The 16365-nt window shown below is 36.8% G+C and carries 16 protein-coding genes and 2 tRNA genes; 10 read left to right on the top strand and 8 right to left on the bottom strand.

Annotation, left to right across the window (positions count from 1 at the left end):
• Nucleotides 1-68 precede the first annotated feature (68 nt).
• On the bottom strand, nt 69-221 hold the full coding sequence (locus tag V4B18_RS02710) for a hypothetical protein (protein WP_455476305.1): 153 nt from the start codon (nt 219-221) through the stop codon (nt 69-71).
• A 163-nt stretch (nt 222-384) separates the two neighbouring features.
• On the opposite strand from V4B18_RS02710, the gene V4B18_RS02705 reads away from it, so the two are divergent.
• Nucleotides 385-459: transfer RNA gene (locus V4B18_RS02705), tRNA-Thr, on the top strand.
• A 120-nt stretch (nt 460-579) separates the two neighbouring features.
• Here the strand turns inward: V4B18_RS02705 and V4B18_RS02700 are convergent.
• The 3 genes from V4B18_RS02700 to V4B18_RS02690 form a co-directional block, all read right to left on the bottom strand.
• Nucleotides 580-1347, bottom strand: a complete 768-nt coding sequence (locus V4B18_RS02700; protein ID WP_455476304.1) for a lambda exonuclease family protein — start codon at nt 1345-1347, stop codon at nt 580-582.
• A 688-nt stretch (nt 1348-2035) separates the two neighbouring features.
• Nucleotides 2036-2425, bottom strand: a complete 390-nt coding sequence (locus V4B18_RS02695) for a hypothetical protein (protein WP_455476303.1) — start codon at nt 2423-2425, stop codon at nt 2036-2038.
• Between the two features lie 321 nt (nt 2426-2746).
• Nucleotides 2747-3058, bottom strand: coding sequence for an XRE family transcriptional regulator (locus tag V4B18_RS02690; RefSeq protein ID WP_455476302.1), 312 nt, complete (start codon nt 3056-3058; stop codon nt 2747-2749).
• A gap of 451 nt (nt 3059-3509) precedes the next feature.
• On the opposite strand from V4B18_RS02690, the gene V4B18_RS02685 reads away from it, so the two are divergent.
• The 4 genes from V4B18_RS02685 (at nt 3510) to V4B18_RS02670 (ending at nt 8963) form a co-directional block, all read left to right on the top strand.
• Complete coding sequence (locus tag V4B18_RS02685; protein WP_455476301.1) at nt 3510-4565, top strand: YdaU family protein; 1056 nt, start codon at nt 3510-3512, stop codon at nt 4563-4565.
• Nucleotide 4566: 1 nt separating this feature from the next.
• Nucleotides 4567-6579, top strand: coding sequence for a toprim domain-containing protein (locus V4B18_RS02680; RefSeq protein ID WP_455476300.1), 2013 nt, complete (start codon nt 4567-4569; stop codon nt 6577-6579).
• Between the two features lie 230 nt (nt 6580-6809).
• Nucleotides 6810-7403 carry a hypothetical protein gene (locus V4B18_RS02675; protein ID WP_455476299.1) on the top strand — a complete coding sequence of 198 codons (594 nt, stop codon included), beginning with the start codon at nt 6810-6812 and terminating at the stop codon, nt 7401-7403.
• Nucleotides 7404-8618: 1215 nt separating this feature from the next.
• A complete protein-coding gene (locus tag V4B18_RS02670; protein WP_455476298.1) occupies nt 8619-8963 on the top strand; it encodes a hypothetical protein in 345 nt (114 codons plus the stop codon).
• Between the two features lie 776 nt (nt 8964-9739).
• On the opposite strand, the gene V4B18_RS02665 is transcribed toward V4B18_RS02670, so the two are convergent.
• A tRNA-Leu gene (locus V4B18_RS02665) sits at nt 9740-9824 on the bottom strand.
• A gap of 178 nt (nt 9825-10002) precedes the next feature.
• On the opposite strand from V4B18_RS02665, the gene V4B18_RS02660 reads away from it, so the two are divergent.
• The 5 genes from V4B18_RS02660 to dut all read left to right on the top strand — a co-directional run bounded on the left by V4B18_RS02660 (nt 10003) and on the right by dut (nt 14364).
• Nucleotides 10003-10611, top strand: a complete 609-nt coding sequence (locus V4B18_RS02660) for a YqaA family protein (protein WP_455476297.1) — start codon at nt 10003-10005, stop codon at nt 10609-10611.
• Between the two features lie 18 nt (nt 10612-10629).
• Nucleotides 10630-11202: a disulfide bond formation protein B gene (locus V4B18_RS02655; RefSeq protein ID WP_455476296.1), complete on the top strand. Its 573-nt coding sequence runs from the start codon at nt 10630-10632 to the stop codon at nt 11200-11202.
• 316 nt (nt 11203-11518) lie between these two features.
• Nucleotides 11519-12046 (top strand): type II toxin-antitoxin system PemK/MazF family toxin, encoded by a 528-nt coding sequence (locus V4B18_RS02650; RefSeq protein ID WP_455476295.1) that lies wholly within the window; start codon nt 11519-11521, stop codon nt 12044-12046.
• A gap of 795 nt (nt 12047-12841) precedes the next feature.
• Nucleotides 12842-13672: a VIT1/CCC1 transporter family protein gene (locus V4B18_RS02645; RefSeq protein ID WP_455476294.1), complete on the top strand. Its 831-nt coding sequence runs from the start codon at nt 12842-12844 to the stop codon at nt 13670-13672.
• A gap of 143 nt (nt 13673-13815) precedes the next feature.
• Nucleotides 13816-14364: a dUTP diphosphatase gene (gene dut, locus V4B18_RS02640; RefSeq protein ID WP_455476293.1), complete on the top strand. Its 549-nt coding sequence runs from the start codon at nt 13816-13818 to the stop codon at nt 14362-14364.
• A gap of 66 nt (nt 14365-14430) precedes the next feature.
• On the opposite strand, the gene V4B18_RS02635 is transcribed toward dut, so the two are convergent.
• From V4B18_RS02635 to V4B18_RS02625, 3 genes are all read right to left on the bottom strand, one after another.
• Nucleotides 14431-14556: a hypothetical protein gene (locus V4B18_RS02635; RefSeq protein WP_455476292.1), complete on the bottom strand. Its 126-nt coding sequence runs from the start codon at nt 14554-14556 to the stop codon at nt 14431-14433.
• 177 nt (nt 14557-14733) lie between these two features.
• Nucleotides 14734-15267, bottom strand: a complete 534-nt coding sequence (locus tag V4B18_RS02630) for a biopolymer transporter ExbD (RefSeq protein ID WP_455476291.1) — start codon at nt 15265-15267, stop codon at nt 14734-14736.
• On the bottom strand, nt 15267-16106 hold the full coding sequence (locus V4B18_RS02625; protein ID WP_455476290.1) for a MotA/TolQ/ExbB proton channel family protein: 840 nt from the start codon (nt 16104-16106) through the stop codon (nt 15267-15269). The genes V4B18_RS02630 and V4B18_RS02625 overlap by 1 nt, the downstream gene beginning before the upstream one ends.
• Nucleotides 16107-16365: the final 259 nt, after the last annotated feature.

The raw sequence follows: 16365 nt of genomic DNA, 5'->3' as shown, positions 1-16365 counted from the left end.
TATAAGATGACTTTTAGAACGAGATATTGAGAAGTTTTGTTGCCAAAGTGGCAAAAAGAATTGGTCTTTTAGATTTCTTTTTGCATTCTTTTTCGACTTTGCTCTTTTCTGCGTTTTAAATTTTCGCGCAATTGTTTAGCAAGTCTTTCTTGTCGACGTTTTTCTTTTTCGTCTTGTTGATTAATTTTTTTTTCTTCGTTGTTTTGAGATATTTGTGTCATTGCGCAACCTTTTGAGCAGTATTGAACTTTTTTAAAAAGCTCATTGCTGTTGTGTAAGGACTTTATGTCATGACACAAGAATAGTTTTCTTGCAAGAATGCGCAAATGTTCTCTTGCCTATTTTACATCAATATGGCAAAACTCAGCGTAAAAATTGCAAGATGCTGCGGTAGCTCAGTGGCAGAGCACTCCCTTGGTAAGGGAGAGGTCGAGAGTTCAATCCTCTCTCGCAGCACCATTTTCTTGAGACTCCATTTCTTGAGGGATTTTTGCACATCTTTAAAGCCTGTGTTGGCTTTTTTAGTTTTTTTTAAACTCCAGTTTTGCTAATGCTTTCTGAAGTGATTCCTGTTCTTTTTTAAAATCTTCTGTTTGTCTTCCCCCAAGGCGAAAAGATAGATTTTTTTTCTGAATGTGTTTTCACTCTCCTTGCGGATTTTCTATTTGTGCTTGGGAGAGATGAAAGAGGTGTACGCTCCTCTAGAGATGTTTCAACTCCTCTTATTCCTCCCATTTCGGCATGCTTGATTTGATGCACCATATTTTCTAGAGCCTCATTAAAATGGTTAATTTCATTTTCAAGCTTACGAATATAGACTTCATCACGATAGGTGCGTTTAATCAAAGGCGGCATATCAGGCCAATAGAGCATCAAATCGAGCCACTCACGTTGGGCAATCCATAGTCCTCCCTGACACTGTGCTTTATGCTCCTGAGGAAAACCCTTTTGATAAAAATGAGGAATCAGAACTTCAGGTTTTTTGGTTTTAATTTCTAACAATCCATCTGTTCCAATAAAAGCATCGGGAGAAAACCCTTTTTTGCGATCATCGGCTAAAACGAACCCGACAGTTTCAGGCTGTGTATGAGTAAGGGTACCATAAAGCTGGCGCGCAACAGGTTCTAATTCTGTTCCGCGCCGCATAGCAAGCGTTGTGCCCTCTTCAACGGTTTTTCCAGTGATTCTTTCTCCGACAAGTTTCATCATAATGGATTGGTATTTTTGAGTTTTTTGTCCTTGTTTTTTTCTCGCCATAACCATTTCAAACAAAGAAGCAGTAATTAAACCATTGCGCACTTTGATCCATTCATCCGTTCCCTGAATACAATCGATAATGATTGGCATGCAATCCCCCTTTTTTTAAGAAGCGCTTCTCTTTGAAACGCTTTTTGGTTAATCAATTTTGATTTTTTTGCTTTTTCAAGCACGTTTTGCAGCATAGCGAAAAACGTGAGGCGTTTTTCGCTATTTCTTTAATTCATAGCGACTTCCTCCTCTTTCTTGGTTCAAAGTATTTTAATATCTTAATGGATTAAGTCTCATGAGCTCAATTCAAAGTTCCGCTTGCTAAATCAACAAACTTTGTAACTTCTCTGCTTATGCTCCTCCATAAAGCACTTCTCCATGAAAGGGGCTGATCAGGCTCTTTAACCTATAACCATAACCCCTTTCCTTAGAGAATCCTCCTCCCATAAGAGTCATTTCTTGTTAATTTCTGCGTGTCAGATTTCAATTTTGACCGCCTCATTTCCCTTTATCAAGCACAATATCGCTTTCTCTTATTTTTCTTCTTGCCTTAATGCCTTTCTATTGGGTAAAAAATGGAGAGAACCTCAATCATAATTGAACAATGAAGAAATCATCCCGAAAGTATTCTTGAGCCAAATTTTTTGCAGCGCATTGCGCAGCTTTTTGCGATATAAAAGGAATTGCATTTTGTCTTTGTGGCTCGAGTCTTATAGTACTTTGGGCTCTACCAGCATAATAGAGCGGAATTCCATGATAAATAGTTTTGAGATAACTTGGCATAGCTTTACCACCAATAATCTGTCAACACATCACATGGACGCAAACGGTGTTGTTTTTGGTAAGATCCATAGAGATTTTCTTCATACTCGCGCGCGACTTTTTCATCTAAATAAGCATGGTAGGCATCACTATTGAGAATGAATGGCTGTATTTGCATATCTTGTGCCTCAATATTATTATTCTGAATGTAGGCATCAGCTAGTTCTTCGCTTACATCATCGGCATGAAGCGTTACAAGATCAAGACGTAAAAGTCTTTGAACTGTTTCACGTTCTTCAACAAGTTCAAGAACTTCTTCAACTTGTTCGATAGGTCCTTCATATACATCACTACTTTCATCATCGCAGAGAATTATGATGACTTCATCCTCTTTAACAAATGGAATATTTTTCATGGTGTCCCCCTTTTGGATAGTTGATAAAGAGCAGCTTTATCTTGACATGACCAAATATAGCAGTAGTCTTATATCCTCTATGGAAGATATGTCAATTATTTTATCCTTAATAAAAGATATATTTTAAAGTCTAAATGACGTTGAAATGGCATATGTGAATGAAAAAACCTATCCACCTTTGTTCACCAATGTTCCTTGCATTGCCCTCTATTCGTTCTCATTCAACGCAATCACAAATAGACAGGAGAGCTAAAATGAATGACTTAAAATTAATAGAATATTGGTGCACTCTTGATCAAAAAACACAAAAAAATATTATTTTTATGCTTCGCTATTTGATCGCCGCAAGAGAATCAAAATCGCCTGCCTCTCCTCAGGAGAAAGCTTCGAAATAAGCTCTATAAACTCTCGATCTTCAAAGCTGATACTATCTCCATAAAGGATATAGTTCATGCTGACATTAACTTCGTGACAGATGCGAGCAAGGGATTCTATTGTTGGTTCTTTTCCTTCACTCAAAATAGAATGAAGGTACCCCGCACCCTTTCCTGCCGCGAGAGAGATAGATCTTTTTGACCGACCACTTTTTTCAAGTGCTGCGCGCAATCTTTGACGCCAACCATCGATATTCATACTCTCACCATATAGCGTGTCTTAAAAAAAAGACACGCCCTTTTTAAAAAATGAACTTGCTTTATCCTCGAAAAAGGATAAAATTAAGAAAAAAAGTTTTATTCTTTGAAGGGACAAAAACTTATTCTCGGACCACAAAAACATTTCATCACCCCAAAGGATGCAAAAAGGCGCCCCCGAAAACCTATGCGTCAAAATATGTATTATTGATCCTTTGTCCTTTACGCAATATCACACTGTAAGGTTACATGCATTTTGACACAAACAATTACCTATTAAACTTTATAAAAATACCTAAAAGCCTATCATCCAACAAGAATAAACCACAACCAAACTGTGACATGCGTCTAAAGCATAAAATTTTCACCAAACATCAATGAATACATAAAAGCATTGTCGCCACTTTATCATAAATAAAAACGTATAAATAAAGAAGAAAATGGATTGAAGCATGAAACATGTCAATCAACAAGAAACTCCTCACTATGAATCCTCTACGCTTCCCTATGTTTGTTGGTATCAAAATGATTTTTTAGGAAGTGTACGGGGAATGCGCGCACACGAAATTGGAATTTACACCGTTTTACTCAATGAAATGTACGCTCGCGGTCGTCCTTTAGAATTATCAACAGAGCGACTAGCACGTCTTTGTGGCAGTGATAAGCGAACCTTTGTGAATGTGTTAGACATGCTAATTGAAGAAGGAAAAATTTTAAATTTAGCAAATGGTCTATGGAATAAGCGCTGCGAAAATGTGTTTCATGAACGGGTAAAATTGCTAGAACAAAAATCATTTGCGGGTCGCTCTTCAGCGAAAAAACGAAAAAAAATCAATGAAGAAATTCAACAATTGCTAGATAAAAGAGCAAAAAACGATCAACCTAATTCAGAAGCTCAGAAGGAGAAAAAAGAGAAAACACCTTCCGGTGTTTTAGAAAAGGATGTTTTTTCTTCTTCATCAAGGGAGGAGAGAGAGTGGGGGAGCTCATTTAAGAGATGCTCTCCTCCCCTGATATCCACAGGATCAGACGAAACGGAAAACCTTTCCAACTCAACAGAGAGTGCACAGAACTTTTCCAGCGCCATTGAGGACGCAGAAAATCTCATCGGCTCCAGTGACCGTGTAGAAAATTTAACCAACACAGCTGGGCATACACAAGGCGTGGCTAATGCTCGCAAGAAGACTGAATCTCTCATAAACAAAGGACAGCGTTTGCCTGCCGATTGGACAGCAGATATCCATGCAGCAGTTTTGGAAGGTTTGAGCGAAGAGCAAGCTCGTTGGCAAGAAAAGAAATTTCGTGATTATTGGCATGCTAAAAGCGGCAAAGAAGCACTTAAGGTTGATTGGCAAGCCACGTGGCGCAACTGGTTTCGTCGTGAAATTGAGCGGTTAAAAGACAATCAGGAAAGACTGGCGGTTTTTTCCTCTCACAAAACTTTAGCATCGCAATCCAATAATGACGATGCTCTTTACCGCAGCCTCATCAACTACCACATGCTTTAACATGAGCACAATTTTCGAAATCAAACAGAAACTTTCATCTCAAGCCGCTTCGGTTATACAAATGCTTTTACCACAAGGGTACAAATGTGGCAATAACTGGATTGTAGGCAGTATACAAGGCGAAGCGGGTCAAAGTTTGTCAGTATGTTTGAGCGGCAATAAAGCTGGGCTTTGGTATGATTTTGCCGAAGGTAGCGGTGGCGATCTTTTAGATCTTTGGTGCTGTGTAAAAGGAATCAACCTCTCTCAAGCATTAGAGGAAGCGCGCAGCTACCTTAATCTGACACGTCCAAAACCATTTATGGCGCCTCAGCGTTCCTATCGGCGCCCATCGCTCCCTTCTGGGGGTATACCGCAAAACTTGGTAAAAACTTACCTAAATAAAGAGCGTTGCATCCCTCTTGAGATTTTGAAACGTTATCACATAGGAGAAAATGGTAGAAAAATTATTTTTCCCTTTTATAAACCTGATGGTACGCTTGCTTTGGTGAAGGAGAGGCTGGCGCAAGCAGATGCAAAAACAAAGCCGACAACATCGCAGTGTGAAGCGATTTTGTTCGGCTGGCAAGCACTTTTCCCAATGGATTCTACTTTTACCTTAACGAATCAAGGTACCTCCCCTGTGGATCAGGAAGCTATATCAACAGCACAGACTGCTTTTTCAGTGGATCAAAACATATCGCCTGTGGATCGGGAGCCTATATCAACAGCACAGACTGCTTTCTTAGCAAATCAGAATATATCCCCTGTGGATCAAAGCTTTGCACCAACCAATCGTACAATTGTCATCACCGAAGGAGAAATTGATGCACTTTCATTAGCCGCTTACGGCTATCCAGCAGTTTCAGTGCCATTTGGAGGAGGTACTGGAGGAAAACAAAATTGGATTGAAAATGAATTTGATCATTTAGAACCTTTTGAGACCATTTTTTTAGCCACGGATATGGACAAACCAGGAGAAGAAGCAGCCTATGAAATTGCCAATAGGCTTGGCCGTTATCGCTGCTATCGTGTCCGCTTACCCCGAAAAGATGCAAATGAATGTCTCACAGCAGGTGTTGATGCTGCAACCATAAAAGCAGCCTTTTTGTCAGCCCAAAGTTTTGCCCCAAAGGGATTAAGGCGTGCTTCAGACTATAAGAATCAAGTGATCGGATTATTTTGGCCAGAGCCAGAACAACATCAAGGTTACACAGTTCCCTACCCTAGGCTAAAAGATAAGCTTTATTTTCGTCCAGCAGAATTAACCCTTTGGAGTGGATCAAGTGGTGCGGGAAAGAGTCAGCTGTTGTCAGATTGTATCCCCCATTGGATCGCACAAAAAAGTCGCCTTTGCTTAGCCTCACTGGAAATGAAAGGCGAACAATCTCTGCGCCGTTTAACCAGACAAACAGGAGGTTTAAACCAACCCACAAGAGAAATGATTGAACAAATCCTACATTTTTTAGACGAAGGGCTTATTCTTTATGAACATGTTGGAAAATCAAGCGTTGATACATTGCTTGATGTGTTTGATTATTGCCGTGCGCGCTATGGTTGCGACCAATTTATTATCGATAGTCTCATGCGGCTAGGAATCGCTTCCGATGACTATACAGGACAAGAACAAGCCGTTTATAAAATGGTTAATTGGGCGGTTTTAAATGCAGTGCACATTCACCTTGTTTCCCATACACGCAAAAGCGGATTAGAAAGGGAAGTTCCTACCACCGAAGATATTAAAGGCGCTTCAGAAATTGGAGCCAATGCGTTTAACATTATCACCATCTGGCGCAATCGATCGTTAGAAGACAAAATTTATGCAACACCAAACACGGAAGAAAAGGTGAATTTAGCTAAACGCCCCAGCGTAATTATAAATATCGCAAAACAACGTTCAGGTGACTTTGAAGGAAAAATAGGTCTTTGGTTTGATAAGCAAACCTATCGTTATCGTTGTTCTTATGAATATTCTCCCTCTGCACGGCATTATCTTGAACAAGCAGAAAAACAAACCAACGCATCTTTTCAATAACCGATGCAACCATAAAGCATCAATCTCACTAAATGCAGCGTATATTTTAGAGCATACCCAAACTTTTTCTTAAACAGCTTAACACCAAAGGAAAAACTTCAAAACAAAATAACAATCTCTATCAATGCCTACTTGCACTGGCAGCAGCTAAAATTTCTTTTTTAAAAGCAGATACCAATGCATTCAATTTTTTAAGCACATTACCAAATGACGATTTTGAAGGAGATAACATGCCTCATCAAAACAAGAAAAAAAATAAAGATGCACAAAAAAGAAAAGCACCCACTCTTCCCTTTTCCAGCCACGCTAAAAAGAAACAGCGTATTGGTCATTTAAAAACACAAGAAGTTTCCATTAAAGCAAGCAATCCTTATTTTCAATCGTCCCATCCAGAGAGCACCAGCAACCCACGCACCGTCACTGCCATTGCTAATGCCCATAGCCGTCCCATTGCGCTTTTATACGCGAAAGGACATATCAACAAAGCGCAATATAAAGCGGCAGAGCGTTTTTATATTTACTGGCGTCAAAGTCAAGCTGACCTTCACATGAGCCTTGACTATACGCGTCAAAAAGTTGACAGTAATCAAACTTATAATCACCCCATTGAACGTCAAATAGAGGCAACGAATCACTTAAATACAATCAAAATTTTCCTTGGTGTTCTTGGCTATCAGCTTGTTGAGCAGGTTATTGGTTATGGCCAAGCGATAAAAGATTTAAGTACCTCAAAACGCAAACAAAACTCACTTGCTGACCATTTACGAGATTGTTTAAACCTGCTCGCATCGCATTGGGGATATACAAACAGTAAACACTCTTAAAAATCTTCCATGCGCAATAGAAGAAAAACGACGACAGACTAAGATCTAACACAATCAACAAAACATTAAACAGTATACAAGCATCATCAAAAAATTTAGATGATAGCCATCCCTCTGAGAAAAGAATTAACCAACTTCAGTGTAGCATCTTCACCAATTTCGCAAACACCTAATTCTCTTAAAATAACCCCTCTCTCGAAACCAATATTACTGGGGAAATATCTTTATTGAAAAAGCTTGCCTCTCTTGTAAACATCGACAATTTTTTTTAAGTATTTCTCCATTATTTTTTTTAGTTTTGGTTTTCTATTCATTTAGCAAGTATAGATAACTTCTTTCTTAATTATTTTCATGAATACTACTAACTTTTCAACTTTATAGTTTTCATTAAATCTCTGTTTTAGCAAATGATAAAAATATTTTACGACAGCATATTATCTCAAATAGGTTCAACATCATTAATATCTTTTTGGATAAAATTAAAAATACATTTAAATACATATATTCAAAAAAATAAAGAACGATAAACAAAAAATATTAACTTATATTTCTTATTTATACAGTTTTATTGCTTTTATCTCCCGATAATTCATAGGTTTTATAAATTTACCAATTATAAATTTTATAAAAAAATATACAATTAAGAAAAGACAAAACAGCAACACCAATATTTTTTATATATTGTAATTTTACAACAACTTATATTGTAAAATTCTCTTTATTCCTTATCATAGCTATATAATTTTTCTTATATTAACGATAAAATAAAAACATATACTTATAACTAAAGAAAAATAAAAAGAATAAATTTAATATACATATTTATGAAAGATAGAAATCATAATATTTTTTACTCATTTCAATTCTTAACATAAGATGTACTTTTTACTATAAGACTTATTTGAATTCTTATAAATTTTTATTGCTCATATTCATTATTATCATGCTTAAATAAGATACTTATAATTTCTATTTTAGTATAATTTTGCATATTTTTTAAAAAAATTCTTTTTTTCTTATAAAAAAATAAATTTATAAAGAATTCTCTAGAATAACTAAGGATTAGTTTGAAAAATTAAGGTTTAAACTTATAAAATTATAGATGAATTTGACTCTTTTTTATGACTGTTGCATTTTTACTATAGTTATTTAAATTGATTTTATATATGATACATTATGATATTTATTTATTGAAGTAAATATAGGAGAAAAATTATGAATATCAGATATATTTTTATGGCGGGGGCAATAACTGGCAGTTTAGCTTTGGCCTCTCAAGCATCTGATCATAAAATAATCCCAAAAGATTCTACATCTATTACTCATTTTACTGAAAATAAAAATAGTTTTACTATTGATGGTAAATATTTTACTACTCCTAAAAAAGAGTTGCGCTTTATTGAACACACAAAAGGTACAATTGAGACCACAAAACCTTTTAAGACTATCGCAACTACAGGAAGCACAACCAATGATAATACTTCAACGGGGAAAAAAATATTTAACGTTCTAATAGAAATCTTCTTTATTGTTATACATATTCTAAAACAATTCTTCTAAACTCAATAAATTTGAGCTTATAAATTCATGAAATATATTCTCCAAATATCCAAATGTCCAAATGTCCAACCATCTAAATATATTTTATGAATTAAAATCTTCTAAAAGGCCCTTTATTTTGTGGGCCTTTTACAAAACTCCACATACGTTGCACTTTATAAGAGTTTAGTTTTAACAAAAAGTTAATTAACAAGCCTCTGTCTTAATAATTTTATTTTTATTGGATCTTCGTTTTATGTTGCTTTTATTTCTGTTTAGCGATTATATTTTTTTGTCTTTGTTACGTCTTTAACCTTTACAATAATTTGCTTTTATAAAAAGGCTTAAGCAATGCAGTTTTCATTCAATAAAATCGTTTCTTTTTGGGGATCATTCGTTTTACTTGACGCTTATATTTATCTTACAATTATATTTTTTTTCTTTCTATTGCATATTTTCTCTAAGTAGTACTTTCTATAAAAATTTTAAGAAATAACCTTAAAAAATTGAAAAGATAAGTTTGGATCCAACACACATTATTTTTTCTTACTTAGTTAAATTTCAATTTAATTTGTTTTACTTTTTATATATTCTTTTATAACAACTTGAGGAGATTTTTCTTTTTTAAAAGATTCGTTAATATTATTTGTATATCGCGAATACTTATTATCACAGCATAACTTAATCCACATAACAAAAGAATACACAAAGAGTCGCCTTAAGCAAATAAACAAAAAGACAACCAATTTATTGAGAGTATGTTTTGGAATTAAAGCTACTTAATTGTTCAAAAAAAATGGTGCGGGTGGTCGGACTTGAACCGACACTCCTCTCGGAACCAGATTTTGAGTCTGGCGCGTCTACCAGTTCCACCACACCCGCATATCACTATAAAGAACAAACTTGTTCATTACTCTTTGGAACTATATGAAGAAGTACAGATTCGTCAATATAAGACTTCTCTTTAATTTAAAAAATTTGCATTATTTTATTCTGTTTGAATTTACTGAGCATCAATTTTTAAAAATCTTTGTCTATTTTTAAGCTTATGAAAAAACCTATGACATTAAACACATTAAAGCTCTGGACGGTTTCTTTAGCGAAACGGCGCACAGCATCACATTGGTTAGGGTTTATTGCTTTTATTGAGAGTTCTTTTTTCCCAATTCCAGCAGATATTTTGTATATTCCCATGGTTCTTGTTCGTCCGTATCGAGCTTATCACTACGCTTTCATTGCCACTTTATGTTCCACTTTAGGAGGCATTATTGGCTGGTGTATTGGACATTTTTCTTATGAAACTCTTGCCAAGCCTATTTTAGAATTTTATGGTAAATATGAGAGTTTTCAAGCACTGCGAAATGGAGCAACACTGAAATTTTTGGTTATTTTACTGATTATTTCTAGTTTTTTTCATTTTCCCCCTATTAAGATTGTTACGATTTTGGCTGGTGTTATGGGGGTACATCTTGGAATTTTTATTCTAACCTCTGCCTTTGCGCGAGGAGCTCGTTTTTATCTTCTTGCGTGGCTTATCCAACGTTTTGGTCGTCAAGTGATTCACTTTCTTTCTCGCCATTTTAAATGGATGATCTTGGCTGGCTGCATTACACTATTCTTAGTTTATGGGATTTTTACATTTTTTATAAACAAGCACTTTTCATTTTAAAAATAAGGAACATGCTCAATGACACATACTTTGTCTTTACAGCATATCTTACAACAGCACCTTTTTCTTAAACCAAACAGAAAAGAACAAGGCTTATGGGCTTTTTTTCTTATTTTTTGCCTATCCACCACGATAGGTGTCACACTCGGATTTGAATATATTGGAGGCTATCTTCCTTGCAATCTCTGTTTAATTGAGCGTTTTCCTTACTATATTTCTCTTCCATTTTTGCTTTTAGCAGGTCTTGGTGCATGGTTTTTCCGCATGTCTTTTGGAGTACAATTTTTATTTTCATGCGTTTTTGTCTTAATGACAGTTAGCTTGATCTTAGCGCTGTATCATATGGGTATCGAATATAATTTTTGGCCTGCTCCCCCCAGTTGTGGTTCAAACGCGACGGTTTTTACAACAGATGTTAACCAACTGCTTAATCAATTAAACAATATCCACCCTCCATCCTGCTCTGAGGCGCCATGGCGATTTCTTTTACTCTCATTTGCTGGATGGAATGCTGTTTTTAGCTTATTTTACATGATGATCAGCCTTTATGTTGCTTCCAAAGGCATCCTTTCAAGACGTCAAAAACTATAACAGAAAAGTTTAAAGTATAACTTCTAGGGTGTAACAGCAAAGCCCAAAGGAGAGCGCAATTTTGCGCTCTCCAATTTTAACATTTACCAACATTTTGCTTTATTTTGCCCCTTTTAATCAGTATGAAACGCATTTTTCAGCTGTGCCACACCAAAACCGCACTTATTTTAGAATGACAATGAAATATCAACAGGCTAAGAAGACCCGTCCATTTTATCATTTTTCCCCTCTGTACTTGTAGGCAATATTTTGATAGAAACCCACATTGAAAAGCTACAGAACAAGTGAGGGGCATGATAAATATGAATAATCTGCAATGCCCAACGATAAAAATATAACGCCTCCTTTTTTATCCCCATCATCCACACTTTTAGATAAAAACCAGCATGAAGAGCCAAATGAGCCCATGGAATATGACCATGATGCATGGCAAGAACGTGTGCGAGAAATGGACTTCCACAACACTCCCTACAAACGTCCGCCCCATATAAAACCACGCATTAAATCAGCACCACGCATTAGACAGGTTTTTTGGTGCGACTTTCCTTATGATGCAATATTGCCAGAATTTTGGAAAAAGCGCCCTGTTTTAGTGCTCTCTAAAAATGCAAAACTGTACGGCAATGTTACAGTCTTACCTTTTACGACAAAATCACAACCCAATAATCCAGCAGCTTTTGCACTTCAGTCTCCCATAGAAAACAAAAAAGCATGGATTATCTGTAATTACGTCACAACAGTCTCCGTCAGCCGTTTAAGTTGTTCACGCAATATCCCAAGATTGTCCCAGAAAGAATTTCATAAAATTGTCGCTCTTACGCTGCAATTTTTACCGCGTTTATAATATTGCTAAAAACTCACTTAATATTTGTCAACTAAGTTAAATAGTTTGACTTTTAAAAAAATAAATGTATATATAATGGTATCTACGGCATCAGTAATGGTGGCCGCTTCCCTGAAAAGGGAGACAGGAACGGAGGAGTAGGAAACTGCTCCTTTCGTCATTTAAGACCTCTTTTTTATGTCATTTTTTGTGTATCATTTAAGAGCTTTGCAGGGTGCTCTTTAGTGATTTTAGCGCATACTTTTTGCTGTGCTTATCTTAAAGTATCGAGGCATATTTTTAATACAAATTTCCTTATTTATGATGAAATCTACAGCAAATTCCTTGTTCGTTTACAATTATAAGTTGTATGCATAGAAATGTATACTTGTACTGTTTAGTTCGTCAAATTCTCATAATCCTTCATGAAAATCGTATTATAAGCGTATCTTCTTATATCCTTCCATAAGAACTGTTTTCCATAAGGAAAATCTTCCCCTTCTTCCTCGAGCATAATTTTAGGTACGATTTCGTTTAGCATGGTTGATCTTACACCGCTTGTCTATACTGTATGTACCTTTTTGCTGTCATTTTTCATTATCATCTCATTTACAGTGTTTGCGCATGCTTAAATTTTTCATACATAATCGTTTCGCTGACGGATAAATATTTTTTCTTGTTTTTATGGCTCATATAACTCCTTTTTTTATCACTCTTTTTTTCAATTTTTGAAATTTTAAATTAACTTTTTTAGATTGACTTTCAATTTTTTTCTCTTATATCTTAGAATTATTCTAAATTTTAAGAGAACAACGAATGTTAAAATCTCTCTTTTCATTTGTACAACAAAAAACGCTTGCCTTTGGTTCAACACAAAGGACAATGATTCGTGAGATGATAGTTCGTGCGCTGAAATCAAAAGAAAAACGTGCCTTTGTTTATCTAAAATATGCACAAGTTTTAGCGCCTTATTCTTCTAAGCAAGCCGCAATTTTTACAGAAATGGGACTTCAAGAGCTGAAAAATTATAAGCAGCTTTTTCGCCTTTCTCGTAATAATTTTGCAAATACTGCAACACCATTATGTGACCGCCCCTCTTTTGTGAAAAAAAAGCTCTTTCGTGCTCACGAAAAACCTGCTGCGGTAGCGACAAATCAAGAAACGCAAAACCTATCACAAACAGACAAACAGACGCTTTTAACATGGATACAGCCAGGTCTTGCAGGGTTAATGGATGGATCTGTCTCCACCCTTGCCCCCATTTTTGCTGCAGCTTTTGCAACAGGTGATACACACAAAACCTTTTTAATAGGGCTTTCAGCTTCAGTTGGCGCAGGTCTCTCAATGGGTTTTACCGAAGCTGTCCATGATGATGGCAAATTATCAGGTCGGGGTTCTCCGATCAAAAGAGGTATTGCCTGTGGCATTATGACAATGCTGGGGGGACTGGGGCACACGCTTCCTTATTTGATCAACTCTTTTTGCCTCGCGACGATTATCGCGTTTATCGCTGTATTTTTTGAGCTAGGAATCATTGTCTGGATTCAAAATAGATTCATGTCAACACCCTTTTGGCGGGCATCTTTACAAGTCATTATTGGCGGCGTTCTAGTTTTTGCCGTAGGAATCTTTATTGGCAGTATATGAGGTAAATACAGGATAAAACAGAGACTTAACCATACTAGAAAAACATTGGGGATTGCTTATATCCAAAAGTCTTTAGCAACTTGTTTTGTAGAATAATTTTTACTAAAGTGGCGCCTGTTTTTTCATTCAAAATGTCTTTAACTATGCCACATATGCAAACCAACACTCAATTAGATAATCAAGAGTCCCCTTCTCCTTCCCATTTTTCTCAACAAGTGGTTTTACACATCCAGCGTCTTAAACATGGGCAAAACTTAGAGCTCCCTCACTATGCCACAGCAGGTTCGGCTGGTCTTGATTTAAGGGCAGCGCTTTTAAAAGAAGAAACAATTGTTCTCGCCCCTGGACAACGGGCTCTTATTCCAACAGGTCTTATCTTTCATCTTTTACCTGGGTTTGAGGCACAAATACGTCCACGCTCTGGCTTAGCTTTAAAACACGGCATCACATGCCTAAACACTCCTGGCACAATTGACAGTGATTACCGTGGTGAAGTTAAAGTTCTTCTTATCAATTTGGGGCAAGAAGACTTTTCTATCCAGCGTGGGATGCGTATTGCACAAACGGTCATCGCACCAGTTGTGCAAGTTCAAGTTTGCGAAATTGAACCAAATCAAAAAAACAATGATCAAGTATCAAACAGCACAGCAGGACGTGGTACGGGTGGTTTTGGTTCAACAGGACAAAATTAAGCATAATGCACGAATGAGCTCTTGTATATTATAAGACAAGAAAAATGATCTACAATGGGGAATTTTTCATGCAAGCGATGTGGGGAGAATTTTCCCACAGCGACGTAGTCTGGCTAACGCAAACACGTTGCTATTGTCCATCATATTCGCTGTTGTATTTCTTGTTGCACCAGTCATGGCACCATCTGTCACATCAGCTTTTTCCCCTCGCCTTGTCTGCTTCTGCAGCAATATTTAAAATTGTCTGCTTCTGCAGCAATATTCAAAATTGATGAATGACGGGTTTTTAGATATTTACTCAACAAGCAAAACTGGCTTACAGTATAAAGTGATTGACCATGCAAGCTGCACCCCCTTTTATGAGTGCCGTTACTCATCATCCCTCATATCTATTGTTGTATCATTTATCGCACGTGCTTCTGTATCACTTGTTACGTCAGCTTGTGCTTCTTGTTCCTCGCTTTTTGCGGCAACATTAGCAGATTTCTGCAATCCCATAAGACCAACTTTAGTATATCCAGCCATTCTTATTTGATTGAGCAAATCCACAACAGTTCCATAATCAATTTCGCTATCGGCTTTGATTAAAATTTTTGTTTCTAGGTTCCGATTTGTTTTCTTCAACAAAGCTTCAGCGAACCCTGCTTTACTAACTGGAGTATCACCAATATAAAGAGAACTGTCTTTTTGTAAAGTAACATAGAAAGGCTCATCAGACCGTGCCGCAGAAGGAGCTTGAGTTATAGAAGGCAACTGAACGGGAATAGCCGATGTCGCTAAAGGCGCAGCCACCATAAAAACAATGAGCAACACCAAAACAACATCAATGAAAGGCGTCACATTAATTTCACTGTGCAACCCACTATTATCAGTATCCCAATCATCACCAAAGTTTGCTTTCATTATTTACAACTCTTCTGCTGTCTTTGCCTATCAAGTTCACGACTCAAGAGTCTCTCGATCGCGACAACGATATCGCCCAAATCATTGCGATAACTGCTTAAAGCACGCATAAGACCATTATACATCACAATGGCAGGAATAGCCACAAAAAGCCCAATAGCAGTTGCAAGCAAGGCTTCAGCAATTCCAGGAGCAACCACATCAAGCCGCGTTGTTTGAGATTTGGCAATTCCGATAAAAGCATTCATAATTCCCCACACGGTTGCAAAAAGACCAACAAAGGGAGCAATGGCGCCAATGGTTGCTAAAACAGCGCTTCCACGTGCAATGCGGTGCATAGCTGCTAACAAGCAGCGCGACAAAAGCAAATGCACACGCTCCTTCACACCCTGATTAAGATCGCGAGCAATCTCCCCGTACCGAACAGCTTTTTCATAAGAGACGGCTTCCTCACAGGAATCAACCTGCCCACTCTGCTTTCCACTGGATCCTTCATTTTTCATAAAATCGATCTGTTGTGTGGAAAGATATACTTCCCTTAAAACTTCTTTTAAAAAATCCACACCAACGCCTTTGCTCTCTTTCAAACTCGCATCCAGACGCACAAGGGTTTGTGTATTAAAAATCAATCGGAGTTCATGGCGCGCTCTCCGTTTTGCGACAAACACTTCAACGATTTTGACGAAAGCAATCGTCCAAGAAATCAAAGAGGCCAGCAACAAAGCAATAATAACAGCCTTTACAACCCAATCAGCTGCCATAAACATAGAAAAAGGGGAAAGATCATGCGCAGAAAGTGCAGTAGACATGCTGCTTGAGGATGCTGTTTCAGGTTCCATTTCCGTCCCATATTATTAAGGTCTTACATCTTTATTTGCAGCCAAAAGCCCTGCCACAGCCTCTGTAGCATCACTTTTCTGCAACATTAATCCCCTATAGCGTTATTGTTTGTTCAATTTAAGGAATAAAACTTGATAAATCAAGTATAGTTTTATCTCGAAATACATTTCAAGAATTTTTCAAATGATTTACTACGTAATGAATTTAAATCCCAATGAACTACATAAGCAAATCAATTTTACTGATAAGATCAAAGCG

The sequence above is a fragment of the Bartonella sp. B17 genome, assembly GCF_053795755.1.
This window is presented reverse-complemented; position numbering and strand designations above follow the sequence as displayed.

Bases quoted from the DNA above. Each gene is read 5' to 3' on its own strand.
- V4B18_RS02710 (WP_455476305.1), bottom strand. From the start codon at position 221: ATGACACAAATATCTCAAAACAACGAAGAAAAAAAAATTAATCAACAA.
- V4B18_RS02700 (WP_455476304.1), bottom strand. From the start codon at position 1,347: ATGCCAATCATTATCGATTGTATTCAGGGAACGGATGAATGGATCAAA.
- V4B18_RS02695 (WP_455476303.1), bottom strand. From the start codon at position 2,425: ATGAAAAATATTCCATTTGTTAAAGAGGATGAAGTCATCATAATTCTC.
- V4B18_RS02690 (WP_455476302.1), bottom strand. From the start codon at position 3,058: ATGAATATCGATGGTTGGCGTCAAAGATTGCGCGCAGCACTTGAAAAA.
- V4B18_RS02685 (WP_455476301.1), top strand. From the start codon at position 3,510: ATGAAACATGTCAATCAACAAGAAACTCCTCACTATGAATCCTCTACG.
- V4B18_RS02680 (WP_455476300.1), top strand. From the start codon at position 4,567: ATGAGCACAATTTTCGAAATCAAACAGAAACTTTCATCTCAAGCCGCT.
- V4B18_RS02675 (WP_455476299.1), top strand. From the start codon at position 6,810: ATGCCTCATCAAAACAAGAAAAAAAATAAAGATGCACAAAAAAGAAAA.
- V4B18_RS02670 (WP_455476298.1), top strand. From the start codon at position 8,619: ATGAATATCAGATATATTTTTATGGCGGGGGCAATAACTGGCAGTTTA.
- V4B18_RS02660 (WP_455476297.1), top strand. From the start codon at position 10,003: ATGACATTAAACACATTAAAGCTCTGGACGGTTTCTTTAGCGAAACGG.
- V4B18_RS02655 (WP_455476296.1), top strand. From the start codon at position 10,630: ATGACACATACTTTGTCTTTACAGCATATCTTACAACAGCACCTTTTT.
- V4B18_RS02650 (WP_455476295.1), top strand. From the start codon at position 11,519: ATGCCCAACGATAAAAATATAACGCCTCCTTTTTTATCCCCATCATCC.
- V4B18_RS02645 (WP_455476294.1), top strand. From the start codon at position 12,842: ATGTTAAAATCTCTCTTTTCATTTGTACAACAAAAAACGCTTGCCTTT.
- dut (WP_455476293.1), top strand. From the start codon at position 13,816: ATGCCACATATGCAAACCAACACTCAATTAGATAATCAAGAGTCCCCT.
- V4B18_RS02630 (WP_455476291.1), bottom strand. From the start codon at position 15,267: ATGAAAGCAAACTTTGGTGATGATTGGGATACTGATAATAGTGGGTTG.
- V4B18_RS02625 (WP_455476290.1), bottom strand. From the start codon at position 16,106: ATGGAACCTGAAACAGCATCCTCAAGCAGCATGTCTACTGCACTTTCT.